We start from the raw sequence: 18052 nt of genomic DNA on the forward strand, positions 1-18052 counted from the left end.
TTTTAATTAACAAAAGTAGTAAAATAATATGGCTTAAAAAGGGTAATTTATACCAATATTATAAACGGCATTTTGAAAATTGTAATCGTTAAACCAACGATTTTGATCTAAGTAGGAAGGGTCGTAGGTTTTAAAACCTATATCGAAACGGAAGAGTACTGGGCCAAAATCATACCGAAACCCCATACCTGAACCAATAGCAATGTCTTTTAAAGAGTTAAAACTATCTAGTGTGGCATTGTCGTCTTCAACATCATCTAAAGCATTCCAAATATTCCCGGCATCTATAAATAAGGCACCATGAAAACTGCCAAAAATATTAAAACGCTGTTCGGCACTTAATGCAATTTTTAGGTTTGCTTCATTAAACTCGTTGTTAGATTCTGAACTTCCAGGCCCTAAACTATAAGCTGTCCAAGCTCTATTGTCGTTGGCACCTCCAGCAAAAAAACTTTTTGAGAATGGGATGTTCGTGGAGTTGCCATAAGGAATAGCAAAGCCAAAAAAGCTTCTAATAGCAACGACATTTTTTTTGCCTAAATCCCAGTGTTTAACATAGTCAAGTTCCGTTTTAGCATATTGCGAATAGGCGACGTTAAACATTTCATAGCGATCATTAGAGTTTTTATCTAGCCCACTTAAACTAGCAATAGTAGAGAAGAGGTTTCCTGCAAATTCAATTTTAAATCTAAAGATAGAAAAGGTTTCATCGTAAAGTGTTTCACGATTGTCTCTTACATAATTAAAGTTGGTTGCAAAAATAAGGTTGTCCTCGGTAAGTCGTTCTTTTCTTTCGTTAATGGCAGAAACGGTGTCATAATCATCGTCGTTTGCTGTTATGGACGTGTTTCCGTTTAAAACATCATTTATAAAAGCATCTGTTTGTGAAGGATAGGTTAAATCGTTACCGTTATTATAGTTAATACTAGAGGCAATATCATTTAAGGAGTTATAGGAATTACCGTAAACTCCAAAATAATTATTTGGGTTTAAGTTTTTTACATATTGTACATTAAATAAATCCAATCTATTGGTAACAATGTTTGATGGGTGCCATTTATAATTAAACACCCCAGAAAATGTTTGTTTGTCTAAACCAATATTTGTTTGACTAGTAGTTGATAGGGATATGCGTGTGCTAGGAAACATGGTTTTAGGGATTATTTTTTCGGTATTGAAAGGGAAAAATAATCTTGGAATGGTGAGTTTTAAATTGGCCCCTAACTCGTTAATATCAAAAAAACGATCTCTGTTATCACCAGCATCTTTGGAGGCTCCAATGGATCCTAGTGCAGAAATCTCAAGTGTTTCGGCGCCACGAAATACATTTCTAATGAGTAATCCTGGATTAAAAGAAAACCCCACGGTTTGTATGTTACTTTGGTAAGCTTCGGCGCTTAAGTTTAATGCAAACCTTTTTTTAGGCGTTAAATAGATGTTTGCAGTTAATGTCGTGTCTGGGTTCTCGATATATTCTATATCGGGGTAACTAAAGGTTTTTAAATCACTTAAATGTCTGTAGGAATTTCCACGGTCTTTGTCTTGATAAATTTTATTAGGAGCAATAAATACAGCATCGGTTAAGGCTTTAGGTTTAAACCGCATTTTGTTAAAACTGTATAAATTATAGTTTTTATACTGTACTGTGTCTGAGATTTGTTGCGCTTGATTTTGATAAGAGTAATCGGTGTAAATATTAACGTCTTTGACTTTGTAAATGTGTAAAGGTAGTGTGTAAGAGGAGTCTAAAGAGGTGATTTTTCTATTAGAAATTTGTAATTCTACATTAACCTTATTATTGGTGTATACCGTATCCATTTCAAAAAACACATAATCTTCGGAGAAGTGATACACGCCAGAATTTCTCATTTGGTAAGTAATCCTGTTTTTTTCAGTTTCAAAATCGGTGGTTTCGTATTGTTTTCCTTGAACAATATGAGAATTGGTTATTTCTGTTTGATATAACGAGTCGATAACAGGCGATGCAATATCAAGACTTAAAGAATCTACAATATAAGGTTTTCCTGTGGTGACATTATAAGTTATTTCGGCTTTTTTATCGCTAATTTGTGTCACTTCAGAAGAAGCTTCAACATTAAACCAGCCATTATTAAAGTAATAAGCTTTTAGTTGGTTTTCTGATTTTTTTGTTTTTTCCTCATTGATTATAGTTGGTGCTTCGCCAGTTTTTTTTAACCAGTTATTAAACCCTATTCTAGAGTCTATATATTTGTCTAATTGTTTTTTTGATAAGAAGTTTTCTAAATGTTGCCGTTTTTTAGGTTTGGCATCTATTCCCGCATTTATAATAGAATCAATATTAGGTCTTGCCAGATTGTATATGTGAAGCCGAAGTGGAGTAATACCAAGTAGCTCTCTATTTTTTTGCTGATAGAGTAGGTTGTTTATACGTTCGGTTTTGTTTTTCTCGCCATTTACAAGAATGGTGTTTTTAACAAGCAGTTTTTTACCTTCAGGAACGCGTTTTACCGAGTTACATGAAAACAAAACTCCCAAACAGAAAATAATTAATGCTATTTTTGAAAAAAATAATTTCAAATACTAGTAATATTAGCTTTGTGGCTTAATGTATAGTTAAAATCAAAAATACACTATTTAGCCGAAAAATTATTGAAACACGTTTTAATGTTATCTAAAAATCAAATAAAATTCGTTAGACGTTTAAAGCAAAAAAAATACCGCCAGCAACATGGCCTATTTATTGCCGAAGGCGTAAAAACCATTACGGAGCTATTAAACTCTAATTTCGAGTTGTATCATTTATATACTACAGAGTCCTTCAATATTGATGCCAATCTTGAAACCATGATCTCTTTTCCTGAATTAAAAAAAATAAGCGCTTTAAAATCGCCTAACAAGGCATTAGCTGTTTTTGTAATGCCAGAACAACAATCGGTTGATCTAAATACGTTAATAGTGGCATTAGACGATGTTCAAGACCCCGGAAATTTAGGCACGATTATTAGACTGTGCGATTGGTTTGGTGTAACACATTTAGTTTGTAGTGAGACTACCGTAGATTGTTTTAACCCAAAAGTAATACAAGCCACCATGGGGTCTATTACAAGGGTAAATATTGTGTATAGTTCGTTACACGATTTTTTAAGTGATGTAGACGTTGATGTGTTTGGAGCCTTCATGGAAGGTAAACCTGTTTACAGTCAACAATTACCAGAGCAAGGTGTTCTGGTAATGGGTAATGAAGGTAATGGTATTTCAGATGCGGTTAAACAGCATATAACCAAAAAAATAGCCATTCCTCGATTTGGTGATATGCAAAAAACCGAAAGTTTAAATGTGGCTACTGCAACAGCAATATTGTTAAGTGAGTTTAAGCGTTCTACTGGAACGTAAAGTTGATAAAGACGCCACGAGTTTTCATGGACTCTATGTTTCCTGTCCAAGGGCTGTTAGGATCGTAATCTCTCACAACTTCATCGTTTATAGCAAAAACCCCTCTAATAGATGGTGTAAATTTAAACCAGTATAAGTAGAAATCGATACCAAAGCCAATTTCGTAAAAATACATATTAGATTTTGTTCTAAATTTTCCATTACTATTATCGTCTGGATTTTTTTCGTTACTCGATAAATTTATGGCCGTAGAAATACCACCAACAATAAATGGTTTAAAATTGTTTAATCGTTTGGTAGATAGCTTTAATAGAAGCGGAACATGAATATATGTTGATTTAATCTCGCGTTTTAAGTCGGAATCGGTGTATTCCATGCCTTGAAAATAACTTGGATGATATTCTAAATTACGAGTGGTCATGTAAAGGCCTGGTTCTAGTCTAATATCCATATAGTTGTTAATACGCATATTACCAATTAATCCAACATTAAAACCGGTGGTTTTATTGACCAAAATATCTTTACGGTCAAATTTATAGTCAAAATTAAAATCGTAACTATTAAACCCTAAAAAGTATCCGTAGCTTAAAAACTTTTTATCAAAATTATCAAGATTTCTTATGCGTTCTTTGCTAAAAAGTTGTGCCGAAGCCACTTGCGTTATCAGAAAAAAAACAAGACAATAAAGACTCTTCTTCATATTACTTTTTTGATGATTTATAAATTGTTGCGACCCCAAGAGTTTGTGGGAAGTCTTCAACCTGTATAAACCCAATTTTTCGTAAAATATTGTTTAAGGCTTCGCCATAAGGAAATGCTGATGCCGAATCGCTTAAATATTTATAAGCACTTTTATCTTTAGAAAACAGTTTGCCTATTAAAGGCATAATGTGTTTGGTGTAGATGTTGTAGCCTTGTTTAAAAGGTGTTTTTGTTGGGATAGACGTTTCTAGAATAACAAAGGTTCCGCCAGGTTTTAACACGCGTAAAATTTCTGAAAGCCCTTTTTCTAGGTCTTCAAAATTTCGAACGCCAAAAGCAACTGTAATAGCATCGAAAGTGTTGTTTTCAAAAGGGAGGTTTTCAGAATCGCCCAAAACCATTTCAATGGTTTGGTCTAATTTTTTTTCGACAACTTTTTTCTTTCCAATGTCAAGCATGCCTTGGCTTATATCTAAACCAACAATTTTTTTAGCATTGGTTTGCGCTAAGTTTATGGCCAAATCGCCAGTTCCTGTTGCAATGTCTAAAATAGATTCTGGATTGGTTTGTTCAATCATAGTTACCACACGTTTACGCCATTTTATATCAATTCCAAAGGAAATAACACGATTTAAACTATCGTAACCGCTAGAAATATTATCAAACATTTTAGTGACTTGCTCTTTTTTCTTTAGGTCACTATCTTTATATGGTTTTACTTTTGCCAAGATTTAAAAATTTTGTCAAATATAAACTATTAAGCAACCATTTTACAAAGGCTTGACCAATAATTATATATTGTAATTTTTTATCACTCAACTATTTTTGCTGTATATTTGTTCTTCCATATACATAATACAGATAATGAAAATAATTATTGCTGGAGCTGGTGAAGTTGGATTTCATTTAGCAAAATTATTATCCTACGAATCACAAGAAATTACTTTAATAGATGTTAACAAAGAAAGTTTAGCATATGCTGATACCCACTTAGATATTAAAGTTATTAAAGGTGATGCCACCTCGATTGCCATATTAAAAGATGCCCGTATAGAAAGTACCGATTTATTTATTGGTGTTACAGCATCCGAAACAACCAATATTACAGCTTGTGTTTTAGGAAAGCAATTAGGCGCAAAACGTACCATAGCAAGAATATCTAATACAGAGTTTATTCGTCATAAAGACGAAGTAGGCTTTACTAAATTTGGGATAGATGAACTTATTTCTCCCGAGGCTCTAGCCGCTGCCGAAATAGAATTATTACTAAACCAATCTGCATTTAATGATAGTTATGAGTTTGAAGATGGCGCTTTAACTATGTTTGGACTAAATTTATCTAGAACAGCAACATTTGTTGGGAAAACTGTTAAAGAAGCTGCCGAAATTTTACCAGAAATACATTTTGTCCCTATAGCTATTCAGCGTTTTGGTACGCAATACACTATAATTCCTCGTGGCGATACGCAATTTAAAGAAGGCGATAGCGTGGTTTTTATTACTAGTGAAGGTGGTGCCGAAGAACTTTGCCGAATGACAGGAAAAGTTAATCGCGAAGTGAAAAATATTATGATTCTTGGCGGAAGCCAAATAGGGTATAAATCGGCACGAGATTTAAGTAAAACATACTCCAATATAAAACTTGTAGAAAAGGATAGAGAGCATGCTATAGAGTTGGCAGATCAACTGCCAGATACGCTTGTTATTAATGGTGACGGTAGGAATGTAGATCTTCTAGAAGAGGAGCATATTAGCGATATGGATGCTTTTATTGCAGTTACAGAAAACTCTGAAACCAATATTATGTCTTGCTTAGTAGCAAAATCTAAAGGTGTAAGGAAAACTATTGCCCTAGTAGAGAATATGGATTATTTTGAATTGTCGCAATCCATAGGTATTGATACGCTAATTAATAAGAAGCTTCTTGCAGCCAATAATATATTTAGATACATAAGAAAAGGCGAAGTTGTAGCTATGACTAAGCTAAATAATATGAATGCCGAGTTGTTGGAATTCAAAGTAAAATCAACATCAAAAGTTTGTAATAAATATATAAAAGATGCTGGCTTTCCGCGTTCTGCCATTGTAGGTGGTGTTATAAGAGATGGTCAAGCCCATATTGCTCTTGGCGATTTTAAAGTCACCGAAGGCGATATGGTTGTGGTATGTTGTTTGCCTAGATCTATCAAACAAGTTGAAAAAATGTTTTTGTAAATGAAGCTTAATTACAAAATTATCTTTCATTTTTTTGGGTTGCTATTGTTATTTAATGGCGGTTTTATGCTATTAGCTTCTTTAGTGAGCTTAATTTATAAAGATGGTGCTACCATTGGAATTTTTGAAGCAGCTGGTTTAACTATACTAACAGGCTTGTTAGTTATGTTTTATACCAAGAGCCATAAAAAAGAAATGAACAAACGCGAGGGTTACATTGTTGTAGGTCTTGGTTGGATTATTATGTCGCTTTCAGGAACGTTACCCTATGTGTTTTCTGGCGCTATTCCAAGTTTTACGAATGCTTTTTTTGAAACCATGTCTGGATACACCACAACAGGCGCATCTATTTTAAATGATATAGAAGCAATGCCAGAAGGTATTTTATTTTGGCGTAGTTTAACCCATTGGATAGGTGGTATGGGTATTATTGTATTAGCTATTGCTGTATTGCCGTTATTGGGTATTGGTGGTATGCAAATGTTTGCGGCTGAAGCTCCTGGGCCTAATGCCGATAAACTTCATCCAAGAATAACCGATACCGCTAAGCGTTTGTGGCTAATTTATTTTGGGTATACCGCAGCCGAAACTATTTTGCTTAAGGTTGCTGGAATGTCTTTTTTCGATGCTATTAACCATGCACTTTGTACGTTGTCAACCGGAGGGTTTTCAACGAAAAATGCTAGTGTTGCTTATTGGAATAATCAGCCTATTATTCAATATATTATTATAATTTTCATGTTTTTAGCCGGGACTAACTTTGTGTTAAGTTATTTTGCTTTTAAAGGGAAGGTTCAAAAGGTATTGCATGATGGCGAGTTTAAACTTTATTTTAAGTTTATCGCAGCGTTTACAATTATAGCAGCTTTAATTATCTACTTTCAAGCCGATGTGTCAAAATCGTCTATTATTCACCCAATGGTTTGGGGAGAAGCCGAAAGCGCTTTTAGGCACGCCTTATTTCAAGTGTTAGCTATAGTTACTACAACAGGATTTGTAACAGCTGATTATACCCTTTGGTCGCCCTTTTTAGTGGTGTTTTTCTTTGGTTTGATGTTTCTTGGTGGTTCGGCAGGAAGTACCTCGGGCGGTGTTAAAGTGATACGGCATCTAATTCTTATAGAAAATGGATTCTTAGAGTTTAAAAGGTCGCTTCATCCTAATGCAATTTTGCCCTTGCGTTACAATAAGCGGTCTATCTCTGGAGATATTGTATTTAATATTCAAGGCTTTTTTATTCTTTATATGTTGTCTTTTATTGTTGGAGCTTTAGTGTTTTCTATGCTTGGTATAGACTTTAAATCTTCGGTTGGTTTGGCGGCTTCTAGTTTAGGTAATGTTGGACCAGCATTAGGCGATTTTGGGCCTGTTAATAATTATGCTGCTTTACCATCGTTAGGAAAATGGTGGGCATCGTTTTTAATGTTAATAGGACGATTGGAACTTTTTACGGTGTTAATTTTGTTGATGCCTTTCTTCTGGAGAAATCGATAAAGATACTTTACTAAATAAAAAAAGCCACTTTTTAAAAAGTGGCTTTTTTTATGATGAAACTATTCCATTAGTTAACGGCAGCTTTAATACGCTTTAAAGCCTCTATAATTTGATCTTTCGAAGCGGCATAAGATATGCGTATGCAATCTTTATTACCAAAAGCTTCTCCGGTAACTGTTGCTACGTGGGCTTCTTCTAGTAAGAATAAAGAAAAGTCGGTAGCATTGTTAATTTGTTTGCCTTTTAAAGTCTTTCCAAAGTAATACGATACATTAGGGAAAACATAAAACGCGCCTTCAGGAATATTTGTTTTAAAGCCTTCAATATCATTTAGTAAGTCTAAAATTAAATCTCTTCTCGATTTAAATTCATCAACCATAAATGTGATACGTTCAGGAGATTCTGTTAAAGCTGTAATAGCAGCGCGTTGTGCAATGCAATTAGTTCCAGATGTAATTTGGCCTTGCATTTTTGTGCATGCTTTAGCAATCCATTCTGGAGCGCCAATATACCCTATTCGCCACCCTGTCATGGCAAATGCTTTAGCTAATCCATTAACCGTTATTGTACGGTTATACATGCTAGGAATAGAGGCGAAGCTAAACATTTTTGTGCCATAGCTTATATGCTCGTAAATCTCATCGGAAAGGATAAAGATATCAGGGTGTTTTTCTAATACTTTGGCTAAAGCTTTGTATTCTTCTTCTGAGTAAATGCTTCCACTAGGATTGTTAGGAGAATTAAAAAACACCATTTTTGTTTTAGGCGTAATAGCAGCTTCAAGTTGCTCAGGTGTAATTTTAAAGTCGTTTTCTATTGTAGAAGGAATTTCTTTAAAGTTGGCTTCACACAACATTGCAATAGCTGAATAACTTACCCAATAAGGTGCCGGTAACAATACTTCGTCGCCAGGGTTTAATAATACTTGAGCGACATTAGCTATAGATTGCTTGGCTCCAGTAGAAACCACCACTTGATTAGGTTGATAATCTAAATTATTATCACGCTTAAATTTTAGACATACGGCTTCTTTAAGCTCACGATAACCATCTACAGGTGTGTAAGAGTTATAATCGTCTTTTATAGCCTGGATAGCAGCATCCTTTATATAATCGGGTGTATTAAAATCAGGTTCGCCTAAACTTAGGCCAATAATATCGATACCTTGTTCTTTAAGTTCTCTAGCTTTAGCAGCCATGGCCAATGTTGCCGATGTAGGTAAACTATTAATTCTGTTGGAAAGCTTATCGTTCATCTATTGTAATAGAAATATAGTTTAAACAGTCGCAGGTTTCATTCCCATTTCTTTTAAGAATTTAAAATGGGCGATAACAGCTTTTCTTGTTGTTTTGTATTCGTTATAAGGTAAATTAAATTCTTTGGCTGTTTCCCTTACAATTTTAGAAATCTTGGTATAGTGTACGTGACTAATATTTGGAAAAATATGATGTTCTACTTGGTGATTTAATCCACCAGTAAACCAGTTCACAACTTTGTTTTTTGTAGAGAAGTTTACCGTGGTTTTTAACTGGTGTACGGCCCAAGAATTTTTCATGGTTCCTGATTCTTCTGGCATTGGCATTTCGGCCTCTTCCATGACGTGAGCCAATTGAAATACCACACTTAAAATTAATCCAGCAGTGTAATGCATGATAAAGAATCCTATTAAAATTTTCCACCAAGCTATATCTAATATTAACATAGGTAGTACAATCCAAACAGCAATATAAATAAGTTTTGATATTACTAATTTACTCCAGTTCCATACCGGATTAGGAAACTTACCGTACGATAGTTTACGTTTCATATAGCGTTTCATTTGTTGCCAATCTGTGGTAATGGCCCAGTTTATAGTTAATAAACCATAAAGCAACACCGAGTAAACATGCTGAAATTTGTGGTGCCAATGCCAATCGGCATTTTTAGAAAAACGCAAAATGCGACCAGCTTCTAAATCTTCATCATGGCCATGAATATTTGTATAGGTATGATGTAATACGTTGTGTTGTACTTTCCAGTTGTAAACATTTCCGGCAAGAATATAAATGCTGCTTCCCATAAGGCGGTTTACCCATTCTTTGTTTGAATAAGCGCCATGGTTTCCATCGTGCATAACATTCATGCCAACGCCTGCCATTCCTATTCCCATAACAATGGTTAAAAGAAGTTGCGCCCAACCAGGAATGTTTAACGTAAGTAATAAGAAATATGGTGTTAAGAATAGCGAAAACATCACGATTGTTTTTACCCAAAGTTTCCAGTTTCCTGTGCGTTTTATGTTATTGTCTTTAAAATAAGCATTAACACGTTTGTTTAAGGTTCTAAAAAACTTAGCAGAATCTGTTCTTGAAAAAGTAAGTGCTTTATTTGTCATCTTTTTATAATTTTAATCTATAATTACAAACAGTATCTGTAATTATTAAAGGCCAAAGATAAATAATATCTTAAGGTTAGGTGGTAAAGTTTTCATAAAAATATACACAATAAATTCTCTATTTTTGTCGAAAAATAAATTTAATGGAACTCGTACTTAAATATTTTCCTGACTTAACAAGCGAACAAATTCAAAAATTTGAAGCCTTAGAAGAGCTTTATAAAGATTGGAATTTAAAAATAAATGTGGTTTCCAGAAAAGATATTGATGAGCTGTATTTAAGGCATGTGTTACATTCTTTAGCCATAGCAAAAGTTATTACATTTAAGCCTGGCACTAAAATCATGGATGTAGGAACAGGAGGTGGTTTTCCAGGGATTCCTTTAGCGATTTTATTTCCTGAGTGTTCGTTTCATTTGGTAGATAGTATTGCCAAAAAGTTAAAAGTAGTTAATGAAGTTGTTGATGGTCTTGGACTAGATAACGTAAAAACAACACATACCCGTGTAGAAGAGATAGATGATACTTACGATTTTATAGTGAGTAGAGCTGTCGCCGCTATGCCAACTTTTGTAAGATGGATAAAAGGTAAAGTGTCTAAGAATCAGAACAATACCTTGAAAAATGGTATTCTGTATTTAAAAGGTGGTGATTTAACCGAAGAGCTTCAAGATTACAAAACAGTAACCATTTATCCTATTAACGATTTTTACAACGAGCCATTTTTTGAAACAAAAAAAGTGGTTCATCTGCCTATAAAATTTAAAGGCTAAACAAAACCACTTTGTGGTATTGTGGAGTAGTTAAGATTATCTTACCACAATTTTTTCTCTTAATGAAATACCTTCTTGTGTATTAATGTTTAAAATGTATAAACCAGAAGCTACATTAATTGGAATGTCTGTTTTAGTACCTAAGTTGGTTACCGTTTTAAATACTAATTTTCCTGTTAAATCTGTTATAGATATTGAGGTGTTTTTAAAGTTTTTCTGAGTAATTAATGTCAGGTGTTCGTTAATAGGGTTTTGAGCAATTTTAATATAGTTATCAACAATTACTTGTTCTTGTGTGGTAAGAGCATTTTCTAAAATTTCGTTTAAAGCAAAAGTTACATTGTCTTCAGTGAGCGTAACATGAGGTTCGTTATTGTCGGGGATGTAAGCATTAACAAAAGGAGAGGCCGTCATGTTAGGTGTGGTATACCAGTTACTATCTGTTATGGCTAAAGCGCTTAATGTTGGTATGAAATTAAAGTATTGCGAGTTCAGGTTGTCAACAAACTCAGTAATTAATGCATTAGAGCCATCATCAAAAGAATATAAATCAAATTGTCCACCAGGTGCACTATCTATACCATCTGATGTTGCTGGAGACTCCGCTGTAGCACTATAAGTTACAGGAAAACCAAAAATAGATAATAAGACGTCGGTGACAGTTATATTTTGATTGGCTGCTGGTGTAAAATGAATATCGGCTGTAGCAGTAATGCCAAACTCAACATCAAAAGTATGATTAATTAACTCCATTCCAGGAGTGCCAGTCATTTGCCCTATGTTACTTCCATTTGAAATGGCAACATTTCTAATGTCTTGTGGGAACCCTAAGTTTGTTAGTTCGGTTTGAAAAGCGTCTCTATAATTTGGTGCGCCTAAAGGGGTATGTGTTATGGCACTTTGGTCAACGCCACCAGCATCAACGTGGGCTAAATAATGGTCTATAAGCATTTGTTTTGCTGCAGGGCTATTTAAAAGGCCATTAACTAAAGGCTCTAGTTCTGTAATACCAGCATCATTTAGCATATAATTAAAAAGGTATTGTATACCAATAGGAACATTGGCTCCTAAATGAGGCGAATCGAATGAAATATACAATCTGGTATCGTGATCCATGGTATTTTGTTCCATATAGCTCAAGGCATATCTAGAAATTAAACCACCCATGCTTGGGCCAATAACCACATTTTCCTCAACACCAGTTTTCATGCTGTTAATTTCATTTATTAAAGCAATGAGAATAAAAGCATTTCGTTGTATATAATCGGCACCACCATTTATTTCGGCACCATCGGCAGTTCTTGTATAGGTTGGGAAGTTTAGAACAACAAGATCAAAGCCTTCGTCTCTTACAACATCGGCTAAATTTTCAACAGGATTGCCGTAATCTAATAAACCATACATTGAAGGAATATCTCTAGTATCGTTAGGGTCGAAGCCATCAACAAAAAAGATAGGTTTATCAAGAACACCATCTATATTGTCGTAATAAATTTTGTACTCGCCGGTTCCTATATGGCTTTCGGTTTCATCAACACCTTGAAATGGTATAGTTGAATTTATTTCTGTAATAGTACTTTCGCTACCAGCTTGAGCAAAAAACATATAAGGGAGCAAAAACAAAATGAGAAAGTAATTTTTTTTCATAGAATATAATTTGATTAATAGCTAGGTTAAATATAGCAAGTTTAATTGATTTAGTAGTTTAGGATTGAGATTTTAAGGTAAAACGCAAAAAAAATCCTTAAAAGTCATGCTTTTAAGGATTTAGTATGTTTGTGATTTTTGTAAAAAATTACTCGCCTAAAAATGGATATCTGTAATCGGTAGGTGTAACAAAAGTTTCTTTAATTAATCTAGGAGATACCCAACGTAATAAGTTTTGTGCACTTCCTGCTTTATCGTTAGTTCCAGAAGCTCTAGCACCTCCAAAAGGTTGTTGTCCTACAACAGCACCAGTTGGTTTGTCGTTAATGTAGAAGTTTCCAGCCGAGTTTTCTAGAGCTTGAACAGCTTCTTCAACAGCATATCTACAATTCGATAAAATAGCACCTGTTAACGCATATTCGCTGGTTTCGTCTACTAGCTTAAGCGTTTCACTATAGTCATTTTCGTTATAAACATAAATGGTCATAACTGGCCCAAACAATTCGGTACACATGGTGGTGTATTTAGGATTTGTTGTTACAATTACAGTAGGTTCGATAAAATACCCTTTAGATTTATCGTAATTACCGCCAACAATAATTTCAGCTTCGTTACTAGCTTTAGCTTCGTCTATATACTTAGCGAGTTTATCAAAAGATCCTTCATGAATAACAGCTGTAATAAAGTTTTCCATGTTTTCTGGAGATCCCATTTTAAATGATGTTACATCTTCTATAACATAATTTTTAACATCGTCCCATAAATTAGAAGGAATGTAAGCTCTTGAAGCAGCACTACATTTTTGACCTTGGAACTCAAAAGCACCACGAGAAATAGCTGTAGCGACTTGTTTGGCGTTAGCCGATTTATGAGCTACGATAAAATCTTTTCCACCGGTTTCTCCTACAATTCTTGGGTAGGTTTTATAGTTGTGGATGTTGTTTCCTATTTTTTTCCAAAGTTCTTTAAAAACAAATGTTGATCCAGTAAAGTGTAGTCCTGAAAATTCGGTGTGATTGATAATAGTATCGGTAATCATAACAGGATCGCCAAATACAACATTAATAACACCATCTGGAACACCAGCTTCTTTAAATACGTCCATAATAACTTTTGCAGAGTAGATTTGACTATCGCTAGGTTTCCAAACTACAACATTACCCATTAAAGCCATGCAAGATGGTAAGTTTCCAGCAATGGCGGTAAAGTTAAAAGGTGTTACGGCATAAGTAAATCCTTCAAGTGGTCTATATTCTACACGATTCCAAGCGCCGCTTGTGCTTTCTGGTTGCTCCATGTAAATTTCGGTCATGTATTGTACATTAAAACGTAAGAAATCTACAATTTCGCAAGCTGAATCAATTTCTGCTTGGTGAATATTTTTAGACTGCGCAATCATTGTTGCGGCATTCATTTTAGCGCGGTAAGGTCCGGCGATTAGCTCGGCAGCCTTTAAGAAAATACCTGCGCGTTGTTGCCAAGGCATTTTAGCCCATTTTTTTCTAGCTTCTAATGCAGTAGAAATAGCCTCTTCAACATGCGTTTTTTCAGCTAAATGATACGTGCCAACAACATGTTGATGGTCGTGAGGTGGCGACATAGTTCTAGTGTTTCCTGTTTCAATGTCTTTACCGTTTATATATAATGGTACGTCAACTTTACTGTTAAACATGTTTTTGTATACCGTTAAAACTTCCTCGCGTTCTGGAGATCCAGGAGCGTAAGTTTTTACTGGTTCGTTAACTGCAATTGGTACGTTAAAAAATCCGTTTGCCATGAGAATTTAGATTTTATTGATTTGTAATTTTTTAGCATTGCAAATTTAATATTTTAAAACGGGTTTGCTTGCAAATTTGATTATAAAAAGGCGTTAAATATTAGAAATTTTGTAAGTTGCCATTTTTATGTTACAATATGATTTATGTGTACAGTTACTCTTGCCCCACAGGGCCAAAACAATTTTGTTTTAACCTCTAACCGAGATGAAGCGCCTGGGCGTGATAATTTAGCGCCAACATTCTATAAAGAAGACGGTGTTAAGTTGCTATATCCTAAAGACAGTTTGGCTGGAGGTACTTGGATAGGTGCTAGCGAGAAACAACGTTTAATTTGCTTGTTAAATGGAGGGTTTAATAAACATAAAAGAAAACAAACATATGGGTTAAGTCGTGGTGTGGTTGTTAAGGATTTATTGATTTGCAAAGATTTTAAAACTGAAGTAGCTAGCTATGATTTGAATGATGTAGAGCCATTTACAATAGTTTGTGTGGAATGGATTGAAACGTTGCGTTTTTTTGAACTTGTATGGGATGGCAATAAAAAACATGTAAAAGACTTACCATTGGAGCCACATATTTGGTCGTCATCTACATTGTATACTGCGTCTATGAAGCAGGAGCGCAAATTATGGTTTGAAATGTTTAAAAATGACCATGTTTTAAATAAGTTTACACTTCTTAAATTTCATAAGCATGCTGGTGACAATAATAATGATTTTGGTGTTATAATGGACAGAGGTTTTGTAAAAACAACCAGTATTACACAAGTTGAAAAATCTAATCATTTAGTAACCATGCAATATGAAGACTTACAGAAGAATACAAGTGCATTAATTGACTTTGATTGTAACTTAATTCATGAAAAATAATACAGGAATTATTTTAACCCTAGCTTATCCCGAAACTATTGTTCGGCATGCCAAAGAATGGTATTCCCCTTTTTTAAAGTATCTAGGAATAGGTAATCAAACCCATGTAAGGGCTGGGCATGCTGCATTGGTATTAATTAACAAAGAGACAGGTGTTTTAGAATATTACGATTTTGGACGCTATGTAACACCAGATGCAACGGGCCGTGTAAGAGCAAAAGACACCGATTGCGAACTGGAAAAACCTTTAAGAGCAAAGTTGGTTGATGGTAATATTGTAAACTTAAACGATATTTTAAACTATTTAGCAACGCACCCAGAATTTACACATGGTGAAGGTACATTGTATGCATCAATTTGTAAAAAGGTAAACTATGATAAAGCAAGTGAGTTTATTAAAATTATGCAGGAAAGACAGTTTATTAGGTATGCTGCTTTTATAAAAAAAGCGACTAATTGTGCGCGGTTTGTAACAGATACTTTAATTACTTCGGTTACTGATGACGCTGTAAAAAAGCGACTTATAAAGTTGAAAAAATTTACGCCCAGTACTGTAGGTAATGTTGTTGCTGCAAACACCGAAACATATGTGTATAAAGTTGACGAAGATGGTTGTGTTCAGGTTTTTAATGGGTCGGTTAGGCAAATTAACAAAATGTGCTTTTTAGATAGATTGAAAACACATCGTGTATCTCCTATAGGAACATTGCAGCCAAAAGGGCAAGAGTATGTTAACAATAATGCACAATGGTTGTCTGGCATAGGGTCGGGAGCTTGGTTTGAATTACATGAAAGTGATGTAGAGCATGAATATCGCTTTAGAAGAGTTTCTCCTAATGGAACAGTAGATGTGGATGCGATTTTTATTCAGCAAGAAGAAGGTTTTCAGTATAACGAACCTTATGCTTTTTTGTATTCTTCTAACTGTTTATATTGTCATGTTAAGCAACGTAATACCATTTATCGTTTTGATAAAAAATCTTAATTAAGAGCAAAAGGAGTGCTTAGCTTAAAGGAAGGAATGGTGACTTGAAACTGTTTGGTAGTGGTAAGGCTTGTCATATAATAGTAGCCGCTCATGGCGCCAAAAGGTGAGGTTAAGAGGCAGCCGGAAGTGTAAATATGAGACTCGCCAGGTTTTAAAATGGGTTTTTTTCCTACAACGCCTTCACCGGAAACAATAATTTCATTATTTAAAGCATCTTTAATAACCCAATGTCTAGCAAATAACTGTACGGTGTCTTTGCTTTGGTTTTCAATAGTTATTTCGTATTCATAGGCAAATTGAATTTTATAATCTTTATAAAATGTGCCTTCGAATGACGTATCTACCGAAATTTTTATGCCTTTTGTAACTTGTTGAACCATATAGGGTTTGGTGTAAAATCTTTTGGTGTTTAGCTAAAATAATAAAATTTATTTATTTAATAGAATTAATGCTTTTATGCCGTTTTATGTTAGTTGGAAATGTTAACCGAATTAGCTTCGCCAATACCAATTAATCTGTCGTATCTTGCGCCTAAATCGCGATAATATACCAATACTTTATAATTGTTTTCGGTTTGGTAAAAGTTTCCGCCTATGCTACCTTCTTCAAGTGTGCCATTGTTGTCTATGGTAACATATTTGTAATTATAAAACCCTTGTTTTAATAAAATACTAGCTTCGTACATGCCTTCTTTGTCATTGTAATGCATCAGGTTGCTTTCATCTGTAGCATAATTATTAAAGTTGCCGTATACATATACATTTTTACCTTTTAATTCTTTGTTAGTAAGGAGTGCAAAATGAATCCATGCGTAATCAGCTTCAATGTCGGTGTTTTCAACATCTATAGCAGTAATAACAAAGTTTCCATTAATATCGGGGTTGTAAGTGTATGGTCTGTCTTTTCTAATAATATTAGCAAATAAAAAGTTATTATAAAGGTTACCAAGTTCTATGTATTGTATGCCTGTGTTGGCAGCTCTAATATCTTTGTTTTCGAAGAAAAAATACTCATTTCCCGCCCAAAAGCTAGTTTCTTTGGTGTATTTGTATATCAATTCGTTTCCTAAAGTATATTGCGGTTTTAGTCCAGATATGGCTGTGTTTAAATTATTGTTTTGTACAATTAAGGTTTTTACGGTTTGTGTAGGATTGTTAAACCTTAAGTTGTTAGAGTTTATGGTAATGTCCACACTTTGTTTGCCATCAATATCTTTTACATCTCTCGATCTTTTTATACTCACGCCAACATTGGCTAAATCTTCGTAAATCATAAACTTTCTAGAGAAGACTAATTCGTCATATTCATTGAATACTTTAATCATGTAGTTTCCAGAAATTTTCAAGCCTCTGGTTCTTTGGTTGGGAATGGTTAGCTTATAATGCGAATAAATTTGATAGGTGTTAAACGAATTCTCGTAGTTTCGAATGCGTTGGTTGTCAAAACCTTCCATGAATTCGGCCCTAGCTAATACCGATGGCGTCCAATCGTAATTATAATGCTCAATTTTGTAATAATAATCATCTTCGTTACCATTTAAGGCATCAAATTCTAATACTAAAAACTCTCCCTTTTTAAGTACAGGTAGCTGGCTTTCAGGAGTATCGCCTTTAAACGTAATGGTTTTAATATAATCTGGAGGATTAACTTCTTTAACTTGAGAAAAAAGTGTATTAAAAGTAAGAACGGTAAACGTAAAAAGAATATGTTTTAGTGTCATTTTATACAATCAAGGTTAGTTTGTAAATATAAGCAAATTTTATGCCTAAGGCAGATTGTTTATTTAGAATTGATATAAATAAAATACTCGTGAAGTTTCTATATTATTATTTCCTATT

At 34.2% G+C, this 18052-nt stretch carries 15 protein-coding genes; 6 read left to right on the forward strand and 9 right to left on the reverse strand.

Features of this window, described 5'->3' with window-relative positions; all coding sequences use genetic code 11:
- Positions 1 to 33: 33 nt before the first annotated feature.
- Complete coding sequence (gene tamL, locus EJA19_RS03600) at positions 34 to 2559, reverse strand: translocation and assembly module lipoprotein TamL (RefSeq protein ID WP_125466965.1); 2526 nt, start codon at positions 2557 to 2559, stop codon at positions 34 to 36.
- Positions 2560 to 2646: 87 nt separating this feature from the next.
- Here tamL and EJA19_RS03605 point away from each other — a divergent pair, with 87 nt between their 5' ends.
- Positions 2647 to 3375 (forward strand): TrmH family RNA methyltransferase, encoded by a 729-nt coding sequence (locus EJA19_RS03605; RefSeq protein ID WP_125466966.1) that lies wholly within the window; start codon positions 2647 to 2649, stop codon positions 3373 to 3375.
- Here EJA19_RS03605 and porT read toward each other — a convergent pair.
- The gene (gene porT / locus EJA19_RS03610) at positions 3362 to 4075 is read right to left on the reverse strand and encodes a type IX secretion/gliding motility protein PorT/SprT (RefSeq protein ID WP_125466967.1); all 714 of its coding nucleotides are present in this window, start codon (positions 4073 to 4075) and stop codon (positions 3362 to 3364) included. The genes EJA19_RS03605 and porT overlap by 14 nt on opposite strands.
- A 1-nt stretch (position 4076) precedes the next feature.
- Positions 4077 to 4805: a bifunctional demethylmenaquinone methyltransferase/2-methoxy-6-polyprenyl-1,4-benzoquinol methylase UbiE gene (ubiE, locus tag EJA19_RS03615; RefSeq protein WP_125466968.1), complete on the reverse strand. Its 729-nt coding sequence runs from the start codon at positions 4803 to 4805 to the stop codon at positions 4077 to 4079.
- A 136-nt stretch (positions 4806 to 4941) separates the two neighbouring features.
- On the opposite strand from ubiE, the gene trkA reads away from it, so the two are divergent.
- Entirely contained in the window at positions 4942 to 6291 is a 1350-nt protein-coding gene (gene trkA / locus EJA19_RS03620; protein WP_125466969.1) for a Trk system potassium transporter TrkA, read from the forward strand.
- Entirely contained in the window at positions 6292 to 7785 is a 1494-nt protein-coding gene (locus EJA19_RS03625; RefSeq protein ID WP_125466970.1) for a TrkH family potassium uptake protein, read from the forward strand.
- A 67-nt stretch (positions 7786 to 7852) separates the two neighbouring features.
- Here the strand turns inward: EJA19_RS03625 and EJA19_RS03630 are convergent, their stop codons facing one another.
- Together EJA19_RS03630 and EJA19_RS03635 are read right to left on the reverse strand one after the other, a co-directional pair.
- Entirely contained in the window at positions 7853 to 9040 is a 1188-nt protein-coding gene (locus tag EJA19_RS03630) for a pyridoxal phosphate-dependent aminotransferase (RefSeq protein ID WP_206075152.1), read from the reverse strand.
- A gap of 21 nt (positions 9041 to 9061) precedes the next feature.
- Positions 9062 to 10159 carry a fatty acid desaturase family protein gene (locus EJA19_RS03635; RefSeq protein ID WP_125466971.1) on the reverse strand — a complete coding sequence of 366 codons (1098 nt, stop codon included), beginning with the start codon at positions 10157 to 10159 and terminating at the stop codon, positions 9062 to 9064.
- A gap of 143 nt (positions 10160 to 10302) precedes the next feature.
- Here EJA19_RS03635 and rsmG point away from each other — a divergent pair, with 143 nt between their 5' ends.
- On the forward strand, positions 10303 to 10932 hold the full coding sequence (rsmG, locus tag EJA19_RS03640) for a 16S rRNA (guanine(527)-N(7))-methyltransferase RsmG (RefSeq protein ID WP_125466972.1): 630 nt from the start codon (positions 10303 to 10305) through the stop codon (positions 10930 to 10932).
- 36 nt (positions 10933 to 10968) lie between these two features.
- Here rsmG and EJA19_RS03645 read toward each other — a convergent pair whose 3' ends face one another.
- Positions 10969 to 12579, reverse strand: a complete 1611-nt coding sequence (locus EJA19_RS03645) for a T9SS type A sorting domain-containing protein (protein WP_125466973.1) — start codon at positions 12577 to 12579, stop codon at positions 10969 to 10971.
- Between the two features lie 148 nt (positions 12580 to 12727).
- Complete coding sequence (gene pruA / locus EJA19_RS03650) at positions 12728 to 14356, reverse strand: L-glutamate gamma-semialdehyde dehydrogenase (protein WP_125466974.1); 1629 nt, start codon at positions 14354 to 14356, stop codon at positions 12728 to 12730.
- 144 nt (positions 14357 to 14500) lie between these two features.
- On the opposite strand from pruA, the gene EJA19_RS03655 reads away from it, so the two are divergent.
- Both EJA19_RS03655 and EJA19_RS03660 read left to right on the forward strand, forming a co-directional pair.
- A complete protein-coding gene (locus EJA19_RS03655; protein WP_125466975.1) occupies positions 14501 to 15226 on the forward strand; it encodes an NRDE family protein in 726 nt (241 codons plus the stop codon).
- Positions 15216 to 16211 carry a DUF6695 family protein gene (locus tag EJA19_RS03660; RefSeq protein ID WP_125466976.1) on the forward strand — a complete coding sequence of 332 codons (996 nt, stop codon included), beginning with the start codon at positions 15216 to 15218 and terminating at the stop codon, positions 16209 to 16211. The genes EJA19_RS03655 and EJA19_RS03660 overlap by 11 nt, the downstream gene beginning before the upstream one ends.
- Here EJA19_RS03660 and apaG read toward each other — a convergent pair.
- Both apaG and EJA19_RS03670 read right to left on the reverse strand, forming a co-directional pair.
- The gene (apaG, locus tag EJA19_RS03665) at positions 16208 to 16594 is read right to left on the reverse strand and encodes a Co2+/Mg2+ efflux protein ApaG (RefSeq protein WP_125466977.1); all 387 of its coding nucleotides are present in this window, start codon (positions 16592 to 16594) and stop codon (positions 16208 to 16210) included. The genes EJA19_RS03660 and apaG overlap by 4 nt on opposite strands.
- 89 nt (positions 16595 to 16683) lie before the next feature.
- Complete coding sequence (locus tag EJA19_RS03670) at positions 16684 to 17934, reverse strand: type IX secretion system plug protein (protein ID WP_125466978.1); 1251 nt, start codon at positions 17932 to 17934, stop codon at positions 16684 to 16686.
- Between the last annotated feature and the right edge of the window lie 118 nt (positions 17935 to 18052).

The sequence above is a fragment of the Mangrovimonas spongiae genome (genome assembly GCF_003944795.1).
GTDB classification, from domain to species: domain Bacteria; phylum Bacteroidota; class Bacteroidia; order Flavobacteriales; family Flavobacteriaceae; genus Mangrovimonas; species Mangrovimonas spongiae.